Consider the following 11,872-nt stretch of genomic DNA (forward strand, 5'->3'; position numbering starts at 1 on the left):
AATGATGAACGACGCAGACGACCGGCCGAGCGACCAGCGGGCATGGATAGAAAATGGTCTGGAGTTTCGACTGAGGACGTGTTGCGGCGACGGCCCGAACCGCAAGCCTCGTCGTTCGATGCGCACATCATCTTCTGAGCCCCATCCGCAGGACGCATGGCCCCACAACCAATGCTCATCATTACCGGGGACGGTTAAACCGGCCTCAAGCGTCAGATAAGGAAGTGTACCTAACGAAATATCGTTAAGTTGCAGTACGCTTAATGAAAATTCGCCATGCAGTTAGGGTTCCGAGCGACACACTCCTGAGTGGCGCACTGAAAGAGCTCGGACGTTCGATCCACATTTTGCACCGCCAGCCGTGGAGGCGGCTGTTCAGTTGAGCTGTCTGCGCCGTGCAAAGGCCGCCTTCGAGCAATACGGCGCCGACCCAGGTTTGAGGCAGATGGCGCACCGTCTGACATGCTACTGGGCGAGCGGCATGACCAACTCGAATACGGCGCCTTCGGTCGTCGGCAGCAGGTCGAGCGTGGCGTCGTTGGCCGTCAGCAGAGAGCGAGCAATGGACAGGCCGAGGCCGGCGCCGCCCTCCCCCCGTCGCGTGGTGAAGAAGGGTTCGAAGACGCGACCGGCGTCGGCCGGCGCGACGCCTGGACCATTGTCCGCCAGGGTCACGACAAGTCGGTCGGGCAAGGCCGCAGCGCTGATGTTGACGGCTGTCGCCCCCGCCTGTCGGCTGTTTTCCAGCAACGTCGAGACCACCATTTCTATGGTCGATGCCGGAACGGCGACCCTCGGGGTTTCGTCCTCGAGCGTCGTCGAGATCGCCAGGCGGCTTGATCTCGCATCAACCGCCTTGGCGATCGGTGGGCGCACATCGACCGAAAGCCCGGCTTGAGGACGCGCCATATCGGCGCGCGCCAGGTCGAGCAGGCGCGTCACAAGAGCCGAGAGGCGGCGGGCGTCGGCGGCGATGTTGTCGAGGAACCGCCGACGTTGGCCGGGGTCCATCTCGTGGTCCTGGAGCAGTTCGACGGCGCCCTGAATCCCGGACAGGGGCGTTTTGAACTCATGGCTCACGGCGGCGGCGAAATCACGCAGATAGCGGGACCGGCGATCAACGGCCTGGGCCATCCGCCCAAAGTCTTCGTAGAGGGTCTGGATTTCGACGGCGGCGGTGGCCGGCGCAGGGGGAAGCACCCCGCCGCCGTTGGCGACATCGCGTGTCGCCCGGCTGAGCGCCTCGATCGGACGGGCGATGCCGCGCGAAACCAGAACCGCCAGAAGGGCGATCACCCCCAGGGTGCCGACGACGCCCAGCCCGATCTTGATCCGGTCCTGGTACAGCCCCTTGAACAGGGCTCGGGGCGAGCGGGACGCCACGACGACCCCCTCGACCTGGCCGTTCACCACCACCGGCCGAGCATGGTGGATGCGGACGCCCGCTGCGCGACTGAGCCATTCTAGGGAATAGCGCGGACGATAGGCGTCGTTGCGGCGCAGAACCGTTCGCGGCTCGCCCGCAAGCGCCGACTGCACTTCGGCCAGATCGGCAAGACCGCCGCCCTGGCCGTAGCCGTGAACGATCGTCCCGTTGCGATCCAGCAAGAGGATCGAGGCCAGGGTGGTGCGGCTGGTTGGCTCGATGACGGGACCAAGCCGGGCGGCGACTTCGACCGCACCTGCGTCAGGCACGGCAGCGGGGCGCGGCGAGGGACGAGCGGGCAAGACCGGCGTGGAGCCTAGGTCGATCGTCGCGGGTTCTGGCCTATAGTAGCCGGGATCGTCGCGTCGGAAGGGATCGAGCGGAACCACGACGGCGCCGGGCCAATCCGAAGCGGCGACGGCCGACAGGACGACAGCCTGGGCGACCAGTTCCGCCTCCGTCTGACGCACAAGCGTGTTCTCATAGACCCGCAGGAAGATGGCGCTGAGCCCAGGCAGGATGCCGGCGAAGATCAGCACAGACAGCAGGATCGTCCGGAGCCTAAGCGCCGGCCAATGCTTGCGGACGAAGGCGCGCAGGCGTGCGATCACGCGCCCGGTGCGCCGAGACAGGGGCCAAGCTGATAGCCTAGGCCCGGTCTTGTCTCGATCACGTCAGCCCCGCCCACCGTGGCGAACTTGGCCCGCAGGTTGCGGACATGGCTGTCGATCGTACGGTCGGTCATGGCGAAGCCAGGGCCGTGGACGCGGTCGATGATGGCGTCCCGCGTGAAGACCCGGCGCGGCGCATCCGCCAGGGTACGGACGATACTGAACTCCGTCACGGTCAGCGGCACCTCGACATTGCACCACGTCGCCCGCCATCCGTCCGCGTCCAAGCCAAGGCCGCCGAAGACGAACTGTCCCGGCGTCGGCGGGGGCGGGTTCCGCGCGATACGGCGCAGAATGGCGGCGACCCGCGCCACCACCTCGCGCGGACTGAAGGGCTTGGTCACATAGTCGTCCGCCCCCAGTTCCATGCCCAGGATACGATCGATCTCGTCGTCGCGTGACGACAGGAACAGGACCGGCAGATCGCCTTGGGCCCGAATTCTGCGGCAGGTCTCGATCCCGTCCATGCGGGGCATGTTGATGTCCAGCACGACGAGGTTCGGCCTGCACAGGGCGATTTCTGCCAGTGCAGCCTCGCCGTCGGCGGCCTCCCGCGTCGCCAGACCCGCCTTTTGAAGCGCGAAGGTCAGCAGGTCGCGAATATGAGGGTCGTCGTCGACCACCAGGACGGTGCTTTGCATGATGGCCATGTTCAGCCTTCCGTCCGCGAGGTCAACGGGACAGACGGCGGGGAGGCGACTGGCGCTGGGACCACGGCCGGCGTCGTTCGGAGGAGCCGTCCGTTCCAGTGACGCGCGCCCGGCGCAGGCGCCGAGAGGACGCCGTTTCGTTGCAAAGCGTTGACACGATCCAGACGACGTTGGTCGCGCCAGGTCCAGCCGCGCCATTCGCTTTGTCGGCGACGAACGTTCAGCAGGATGTCCTGGCGGACGGCGGCGACCCGGTCGCGCAGAACGGCGTCGTCAAGGGTCGTTTCCAGCTCGGCCAGCGAGACAAGGGCGGGCGCGCCCAGCGTATGGAGATAGCCGAGGTCCAGCGCGACCCCGCGACCTCCGACCTCCCTGGCATGCCGCACATTCCAGTCGGCCACGACGGCGCCGAGATCGACGACGCTGACGACCGCCAGCACGATCAGCGCGGCCGTAGTGTTGGCGTTGATCAGCCAGTGCGCCGACTTGTCGGCCAACATCCGCCAGCAGATCAGCATAAGGCCGACCGCGACCAGCGCCATCCAGATCATCGCGGCGATGCGGAAACGGGTCAGGGCGTAAACCTCGATATAGTCGGCGGTGCGCAGCAGGCTAGACGCGACCAGCACCATGTTCTGGGCGATCCAGACCACTACCAGGCGCCGGACCAGCGGCTTGCTCGCGGTGTCGGAACCCGGCTGGAGCGCCACCAGCACGAACAGGCCGGCGAGCAGGGCGGTGACGATCAGGGGATAGGCGCCGCGATGGGCGTACTCAGCCAAGCCCATGTCGCCGGGAAGAGGCGCGCCGCTCCACAGGAAGGCGAGGTCGAGGCCGTTCTGAAGCGCGAAGACCGCATTGAAGACGATCAGGGACAGGGTGATCGTGCGGGTCAGGAAGGCTGAAGGCTTTCCGGTCTTCCGTTCAGGCAGGGCGAGCAAGGGCTTACGCCAGCGCGGCCGCAGGAGGCCCAGAACACCGATGAAGACCGCGCTCCAGAACAGGGTGCGAAGGGTGTTCTGGGGCGATAGGGATGGCAGGGACAGGTTGGCGAGCGCGTTCAAAATGAGCGGATTCGCCGCCGAGAATAGGGCGAGGAAGACCGCGCCGCCGACCACGGGCATGACAAGAAGGCCGAGCAGGGTCAGGGCGGACATTCCACCGCGACCGCGCCTCAGCTGTGAAACCTTGAACAAGTCGATCACGGGGCCAAACAGCGCGAAAAACCAGTGAAGCGCCAGTCTTTGGCTCCAGCCCCAGGCTGTTTCGTTCGGCCCTACCCGGCTCGACAACGCCCCAAGGCTCATCGAGACGACGAACAGAGCCCAGGCCAACAGCCCAGGCCGGTCCGCCAGGACAAGGGCGAAGGCGGCGCCGGCCAGGACGAAGCCCAAGCCTCGACGATTTGGCAGCAGGTCCTTCCGGCCGAAGAGCGCGCCCGCCAGGACCGCGAAGGCGAACAGGCCAAGGCTTGATCCGGGAGCATGGGCGAAGAACGTCAGGTCGGCGAGGCCGGCAAGGACGGCGCCGACGGCGATCCTGAGCCAGAAGGATGATCGAGGCAGAGCGAGTATGTGAAGCATCGGGGCCTCCCTTTCGGGAAGGACTTCTCTGCTATGGCGGTCGAGATCGATTGCGCCGCCGATGGATTATCAGCGCAGGGGTCGTGCAGGTTCAATGCAGACCAAAGCGCGACCCAGCGCTGGCTTGAGCGTTGTGGTTGCTGCGCACCGGATGCGGCGGCCGCATCGAGCCTCCTTGTGAGCCTCAGACCGAACCACAGGGACCCAGCGGCTGTACTCACAGCATGTTTCCTCAGGTGATTGATTTGTATAAGAAAGTTTCGCGCCCGGAGCGATGCTACTGCCCGCCCCCAGCTTCGTAGGCGAAGCGGAGGCGTTGAATTTGCTGGATTAGGCTGCAAACCGCCCCATTTGCGGGTCGTTGATTTTTCGAAGCTTTTTACCGCCTCTGCAAACCGGAAATCGGCCATCTCGAGTGATTCGGAGGCCGGCGCATGAGCCGTTTCCTCGACGCCCGACGCTTCCATGCCGAAAAGCTGTGCTGGCAGCACCAGGTGCTGGCCGATCCCGAACTGAACGCCTTCGCCAAGACGCTCGGCGCCTTCCTCATGCACTATCTCGACGACGTCCAGGGCGGCGGATGGACCTCCCAGCCCTTCCTGGCCGAACGGCTCAAGGTCGATGTGCGCACCATCCGCCGCGCCTTCGTCGATCTGGAGAAGCACGGCCACCTCGCCCTGGAGACCTCGCGTGGTCGCGGCCGGGCCAACATCTATCGTCCGCTGCTGAAGACCGGGCCCGGCCCAACCCCTCCGGCCTCTCCGCCCGAGCCGTCGCGACCGTCCGGCCTAGACCCGGCCAATACTGTCAATGAGCGGACGCCCCCGTCCTCAAACGCCGAAGACGGGACATCAGTGTCCGAAACGGAGACGAAAAGGCGGACAGCGGAGACGGAAAAGGCGGACAGCCGCGCCGCCCCAACCCTTATAGAACCCTATTCCCCCCCTCCCCCCAAACCGGCGGATCGGGAACGGGCCGGCTCGGTTGAGCCGCCGGCCCGCCCCCGCTCTCGTCGAACCAGCGGTTCGGTCGGCCAGAAACCGTCCCCCCGCCCCATCGCCCTGCCCGCCTTCCCGGAGGCCGCCGTCCGGGCCGCCGTGGTGAACTGGATCGGCGACGCCGCAGCCCGCAGCTACCTCGACCCCAGCGGCTGGCGCCCCTCAGACCGCACCGTGGTCTGCCGCCTGCGGTTCGCCGCCGACATGCTCCGCCAACGCGTCGGCCCCCAGCTCGCCAAGCTCGGCGTCTCCATCTGTCACCTGGCCCAGACCGACGAGGGTGTTCTCCATGCGGCGTGAACCCCCGGCGACGCGCCGCTGGTCAGCAGCGCTCGAAGATCGCGGCGATGCCCTGACCGCCGCCGATGCACAGGGTCACGAGGGCGTAGCGACCACCGATACGCTGCAGTTCGTACACGGCCTTAACGCTGTTGATCGCGCCGGTGGCGCCGACGGGGTGGCCAATCGAGATGCCGCTGCCGTTCGGATTGACCTTGTCAGAGTCCAGACCCAGTTCGCGCGAGACTGCGCAGGCCTGGGCGGCGAAGGCTTCATTGGATTCGATCAGATCCATGTCGGCGATCCTCAGGCCGGCGCGCGTCAGGGCCTGCCTCACGGCAGCGATCGGCCCCAGACCCATAACGGCCGGATCGACGCCCGCATGGCCCCAGGACACGATCCTCGCCATCGGCTTAAGCGCCAGACGCTTCACCGTCGCTTCGCCGGCCAGCACCAGGGCGGCCGCGCCGTCGTTGATCCCCGACGCATTGCCCGCCGTGACCGACCCCCCGGTCTTGAACACGGGCTTCAGTCGCTCGAAATCGGCGCGGGAGGCATCATGACGGATATGCTCGTCGCGGTCGAAAGTGATAGGTTTGCCCTTCTGCTTCACCTGGATCGGCAGGATCTGATCGACGAAACGCCCTTCCCTATCTGCGGCCGAGGCGCGGCGGTGGCTTTCATGGGCGATGTCGTCCTGGACCGCGCGATCGATGCCGTAACGTTCGGCCACGTTCTCGGCGGTCATGCCCATGTGATAGCGGTTAAACGGATCTGTCAGGGCGCCCGTGAGACCGTCCACCAGGGCAGCGTCGCCCATCTTGGCGCCGAAACGGGCGGCCGGGACCAGGTAGGGCGCGCGGCTCATCGACTCGGCTCCGCCCGCCAGGGCCGTGTCCGCTTCGCCCAACCTCAGCACCTGTGCGGCGGACACCACCGCCTGCAGGCCCGAACCGCACAGTCGATTGACCCCCAATGCGGGCGTCTCGACCGCACAGCCGGACTCCAGCGCCGCCCACCGCGCCAGATAGGCGTCTCGCGGTTCCGTCTGGATCACCTGCCCAAAGACCGCATGGCCGATCGCCGCCGCCTCCAGGCCAGACCGGCGAATCGCCTCCCCTGACACTTGCGCGGCCAGTTCGGTCGGGGGCGTATCCTTCAGCGCGCCGCCGAATGACCCGACGGCCGTCCGCACGCCGGCAAGAACGAAAACTTCGCCCATGGAGATCTTCCTCAAGCCTGAAGCCGCCCTTTCAATCAGGGCGCGATGATTGTCCGGGCGCGTTTGCGCCTGTCCGCTGGCAGCGGGTTTTCAGTTCGCGACCACGCCAGGCGCCGCGGGGGCGACGCCGGACTGGACGCGGGCGGGATGACTGACCTCGTGGCTGTACTGAGCCGCGCCCGATTGAGGAACGACTTCGCCCGCACGGTCGCGGATCAGCGTCCACTGCGCCTCGATACGGTCGGCGGCGTCGGGGACGTCCCCCACCCAGACGCCCTGGGTCATGGTGATGTGGGCCTGTTCGAAGGCGCCTGCGCCGGCCAGGAGGATGGCGCGGGTCGGGGCGTTCTCGCTGGCCAGGGCCACCACGCCGGGGCTGACCAGATCGGTCGACAGGCCGCGCAGGTCGTCTTCCGAATACAGGCCCTCGGTCATCCGGGTGGCGGCGCTGGGCGCTAGGCAGTTGACGTGAATGCCCGACTTCTGACCTTCCAGCGCCAGGGTCTGCATCAAACCGACCAGCGCCATCTTGGCCGCCCCGTAGTTCGACTGGCCGAAGTTGCCGTAGAGGCCGGATGAGGAGGTGGTGAAGATCACCCGGCCGTAACCCCTCTCGCGCATGTGCGGCCACGCCGCCTTGGTCAGGTTGACCGAGCCCATCAGGTGCACGTCCAGCACCAGGACGAAGTCGTCGAGATCCATCTTGGCGAAGGTCCGGTCGCGCAGGATGCCAGCGTTGTTGACCAGAATATCCACGCTGCCCCAGCGCTCGACCACCGCTTCCACCATGGCGAATACGCCGGGGCGGTCGGTGACGCTGCAGCACCACGGCATAACCTCGCCGCCTTCGGACCGGATTTCGACGGCGACCGCTTCGCACGCCTCTGACGACAGATCGTTGACCACGACCTTCGCACCATGACGCGCCAACGCCATCGCATGGCTACGGCCCAGGCCCCCGCCCGCACCGGTGACGATCGCGGTCCGTCCGCTGAGATCAATAGCCATGATGGTCTCCCTATCTTCGCCGTGTTGGCCGGCGTTTCAGCGCCTGCACTCTCACCATCCTGGCCAAAAGGTCAATATTCACTCGTCGACTAGTGAACATTGACGTGGTGCGAAATCGGTGAGACGGTGCTCCCACGGCGCCGACAGAGCGCCTGAGGAAACACCGAGGAGGAAATCATGGGGCGCAAGCTCTGGCTGACCACATCCGCCGCCGTCCTGTTGTGGGCCGGAGCCGCCCAGGCTCAGGACGCCACGACGCAACAGACGGACGACCAGCAAAAAGCGACTGAGGTAGGGGAAGTCGTCGTCACGGCCGAGCGCCGCACGACGAACCTTCAGGAAACTGCGGTGGCCGCCACCGTGCTGTCCGGCGACAGCCTCGATGACCGCGGAGTCTTCTCCCTCGAGCAGTTGCAGTTCGTGGCGCCGTCCACGACGGTGCAGAATTTCGGCCAGGGGAACTATTTCAACGTCCGAGGCATCGGAAAATCCGAGCCCACCACCGCCATCGGCGTGGGCGTGACCACCTATCGGGACGGGGTGCCCGTCTTCCCCGGATATTTCCAGACGGAGCCGTATTACGACATCGGCAGCGTCGAACTGCTGCGGGGGCCCCAAGGCACCTTCGCGGGCACGAACGCTACGGGTGGCGCGGTCTTCATCACGTCTCGCAACCCCGATTTCACGGGGCTGAACGGCTATGTGATGGGCCAGGCGGGCAACTACGACAACCTCAAGGTCCAGGGGGCGATAAACCTTCCCCTCACCGACACCCTCGCCGCCCGTTTCGCGATGAACACGGAGAAGCGCAGCAGCTTCCACGACATCACCGGCCCCTACCGCGGTCATCCAGGCGACGTGGACATGAACAGCGCGCGCGCCAGCTTCCTGTGGACGCCTACGCCGGCGCTGCGAGTGCTACTGAAGGGCGACTACAACAAGCTGGATTTCGGCGGCTATCCGGCCGACCCCGTCCTTTCCACCAACGATCCGTTCGAGATCACGGCGAACGGCCCGCACTCCGGCGTCGACGAGACGGCGCGTGTATCGCTGAACGTCAGCTATGTGTTCGACAATGGGATAACCCTGCGTTCGATTACCGGTTACCAGGACGGGATCAGCGAGTTCTCGACCGACCTCGACGGCACCAGCGCGCTCAACAACACCTTCTATGACCGCGTCGAGGAAGAGGTCTGGTCGCAGGAGATCAATCTCGTCTCGCCCGACAACCAACGCCTGACGTGGCTGCTGGGCGCGTTCTGGCAGCAGGACAAGGTCACCTTCCCCGTCACAACCTTCCCGCAAGGCGCCTATCATGTCGGCTTCCCCGAAGGCGTGCTCGACTATTACATCTTCGGCGAGACCCCCAAGGAGACCAAGGCTGTCTTCGGTCAAGTCAGCTATGACGTCTCCGACCGGCTGCAGATCCAGTTGGGCGCCCGCTGGTCCGAGAGCACCTCGCGCAACGAAAACGTGTATACGACCTATCCTGCGCTTGGCCTGCAGTTGCTCCAGAACGACGAGGTCACGGCCGAAAAGACCACCGGCAAGCTGAGCATCAACTACAAGGTCGATGACAACAATTTCGTCTACGGGTTCGTGGCGAACGGCTTCAAGATGGGCGGGCTGAACGCGCCGAACTTCTACGCTCCGGCAAGCTCGTTCGGACCGGAAGACGTGGTCGACTACGAACTCGGCTGGAAGTCCACGATGTTCGGCGGTCAGGTCCGCACCCAGCTGGGCGCCTATTACATGACTTATGAGGGCTTCCAGGTCGTCGTCGGCGATCCAGCTGTTCCGCTGTTCAGCTCGATCGTCAATGTTGCGGACGAAACCGTCCTGATGGGGCTGGAGGCCTCGGCCCAGGTGCGTCTGAAGGCCTGGACGATCGACGTCGGCGCCGCGGTCTCGAACTCCGAGCTGGGCGAATTCTACGCCGCCGATCCCCGCGTCGCGCGCAGCGGCTCGTGCGACGCAACCACCGGCCCGGCGACCACCAACTGTCTGAATCTCGACGGAAACACCCAGGGGTATGCGCCCGAGCTGACCTTCAACATTGGGGCCCAGTACGACTTCGCCCTGCCCAACGGCGCGACACTGTCGCCCCGCATAGACTACGCCCATATCGGCGAAGCCTGGACGAGCATCTTCAACAATGAGGCTCTGGGCGACCGTCTGGAAGCCCGCAATCTGGTCAACCTGCTGCTCAGCTATAAGACCGGCGGCTGGACGCTGGCGGCCTATGCGCTGAACGCGACGGATCAGACCTACATCGCCGCGGTCAACTCGCGTCTCCGCTATGCGGGCGCTCCCCGCCAGTTCGGCGTCAATCTGACGAAGACCTTCTGACACTTCCGGGGCGGCGGTCGACCGGCCGCCGCCCTGTTCGCTCACCGGCTTGCCGGCCCCTGTAACCGTCTGGACTACGCTCAAGGATGATCGGCTCCTCCCCCGGCCTCATGCAGGACTACCCCCTAACCGTGGACCGCTTTCTGGAACACGGCGCGAAATGGCACGGCGCCGCCCTGGTGGCGACGGCCGGCGCAGAGGCCGACCAGAGCATCGGCTACGCGGCGCTGCGGGACCGGGCCAATCGCCTATCCGGCGCCCTGATTGATCTCGGGCTGAAGCCGGGCGACCGTATCGCCACGCTGGCCTGGAACACTCAGCACCACGTCGAGGTCTGGTACGCCTCAATGGGCGTCGGCCTAGTCTGCCACACCCTGAACCCGCGACTGACCGTCGCCCACCTGGCCGCCATGGTCGCCAAGGCCGACGACCGGGTCCTCGCCGTCGGGGCCGGCCTGCGTGACACGGCCGAGGCCCTGCTGGACGCCTGCCCTTCGCTCGAGCGCCTGATCCTGCTGGATGGAGACACGCCGGAAGCCGGACGGCCTGAGGTGATCGACCTGGAAGGCCTGCTGGAAGCGGGCGGTCGCGCTGTGCGGTGGGGACAGTTCGACGAGACGGCCCTGGCAGGGCTATGTTTCACCTCCGGCACCACCGGTGCGCCCAAGGGCGTGGGCTATACTCACCGCTCCAACTACCTGCACACCCTTCGCGCGCTGCAGGCGGATTCCATCGCCCTGACCGCCCGCGACAGCGTCCTGGTGGCCGTGCCGATGTTCCACGCCAACGCCTGGGGCCTGCCGTTCGCAGCGCCGGCCGTCGGCGCCCGGCTGGTCCTGCCCGGTCGATCGACTGACGGGGCCAATCTGGCGAGACTGATCTCCAGGCATGAGGTGACCGTGGCCGTGGGCGTGCCGACCGTCTGGCTGGGCCTGCTGGACCATCTGGACACTACGGGCGGAGAGACTCCCAGCCTCGAACGCGTCATCATCGGCGGATCGAGCTGTCCCGACAGCCTGCTGCAGCGGATGGAGCAGCGGCTGGGCGCCACGGTGCAGACCAGTTGGGGCATGACGGAGCTCTCGCCGCTCGGCGCCATCTCGCCGCGCAGCGACAAGCCCGGCGCGGCGCGCGGTTCGGGTCGTCCGCCCCTCGGCCTGGACCTTCTGCTCACCGACGCCGACGGGGCTCCCTTGCCCGATCAGCGCAACACGGTCGGCCGTCTGAAGGTGAAGGGCCAGAGCGTCGTGAACGCCTATTTCGGCGCCGGCGCTTCGGCTGTCGATGAGGACGGCTGGTTCGACACGGGCGATCTGGCCCAGCTGGATGACGACGGCAACCTGACCCTGGCCGGTCGCTCCAAGGATCTGATCAAGTCGGGCGGCGAGTGGATCAATCCCGTCGAGATCGAGGAAATCGTCGGCGCCCTTCCCGCCGTCGGGCTGGTGGCGGTGATCGGCCGCGCCGATCCCAAATGGGGAGAGCGCCCTTTGATGGTGATCGAACCCGCCTCCGGACAGCAGATCGAGGACGAAAATCTGAGGGCGGCTCTTAAGGGCCAGGTGGCCGACTGGTGGATTCCCGAACGGATCGTTCGGGTAGAGGCCATGCCTCTGGCCGCTACGGGCAAGATCAACAAGGCACTGCTTCGCGCCACCTATGGAGACGCCTAGGATGACGGCCGTC

At 66.1% G+C, this 11,872-nt stretch carries 8 protein-coding genes; 3 read left to right on the forward strand and 5 right to left on the reverse strand.

Translation table 11 applies throughout. From position 1 onward, the window contains the following. Positions 1-465 precede the first annotated feature (465 nt). The 3 genes from ACW170_RS03350 to ACW170_RS03360 are packed head-to-tail and all read right to left on the reverse strand — an operon-like array spanning position 466 to position 4,330. Complete coding sequence (locus ACW170_RS03350; protein ID WP_492088279.1) at positions 466-2,037, reverse strand: sensor histidine kinase; 1,572 nt, start codon at positions 2,035-2,037, stop codon at positions 466-468. Then, the gene (locus tag ACW170_RS03355; RefSeq protein ID WP_492088280.1) at positions 2,034-2,747 is read right to left on the reverse strand and encodes a response regulator; all 714 of its coding nucleotides are present in this window, start codon (positions 2,745-2,747) and stop codon (positions 2,034-2,036) included. Before ACW170_RS03355 ends, ACW170_RS03350 begins: the two co-directional genes overlap by 4 nt. A gap of 2 nt (positions 2,748-2,749) precedes the next feature. Further along, positions 2,750-4,330, reverse strand: a complete 1,581-nt coding sequence (locus ACW170_RS03360) for a DUF4153 domain-containing protein (protein ID WP_492088281.1) — start codon at positions 4,328-4,330, stop codon at positions 2,750-2,752. A gap of 434 nt (positions 4,331-4,764) precedes the next feature. Between ACW170_RS03360 and ACW170_RS03365 the strand changes: the two genes are divergently transcribed. Then, positions 4,765-5,628: a helix-turn-helix domain-containing protein gene (locus ACW170_RS03365; RefSeq protein WP_492088282.1), complete on the forward strand. Its 864-nt coding sequence runs from the start codon at positions 4,765-4,767 to the stop codon at positions 5,626-5,628. A gap of 22 nt (positions 5,629-5,650) precedes the next feature. On the opposite strand, the gene bktB is transcribed toward ACW170_RS03365, so the two are convergent. Together bktB and ACW170_RS03375 are read right to left on the reverse strand one after the other, a co-directional pair. Next, a complete protein-coding gene (gene bktB, locus ACW170_RS03370) occupies positions 5,651-6,829 on the reverse strand; it encodes a beta-ketothiolase BktB (RefSeq protein WP_492088283.1) in 1,179 nt (392 codons plus the stop codon). 90 nt (positions 6,830-6,919) lie between these two features. Beyond that, the gene (locus tag ACW170_RS03375) at positions 6,920-7,837 is read right to left on the reverse strand and encodes an SDR family NAD(P)-dependent oxidoreductase (protein ID WP_492088284.1); all 918 of its coding nucleotides are present in this window, start codon (positions 7,835-7,837) and stop codon (positions 6,920-6,922) included. 177 nt (positions 7,838-8,014) lie between these two features. Between ACW170_RS03375 and ACW170_RS03380 the strand changes: the two genes are divergently transcribed. Both ACW170_RS03380 and ACW170_RS03385 read left to right on the forward strand, forming a co-directional pair. Next, the gene (locus ACW170_RS03380; protein WP_492088285.1) at positions 8,015-10,186 is read left to right on the forward strand and encodes a TonB-dependent receptor; all 2,172 of its coding nucleotides are present in this window, start codon (positions 8,015-8,017) and stop codon (positions 10,184-10,186) included. An 86-nt stretch (positions 10,187-10,272) separates the two neighbouring features. Then, the gene (locus ACW170_RS03385; protein ID WP_492088286.1) at positions 10,273-11,859 is read left to right on the forward strand and encodes an AMP-binding protein; all 1,587 of its coding nucleotides are present in this window, start codon (positions 10,273-10,275) and stop codon (positions 11,857-11,859) included. Positions 11,860-11,872: the final 13 nt, after the last annotated feature.

The organism is Brevundimonas sp. FV2ps16 (assembly GCF_058681075.1).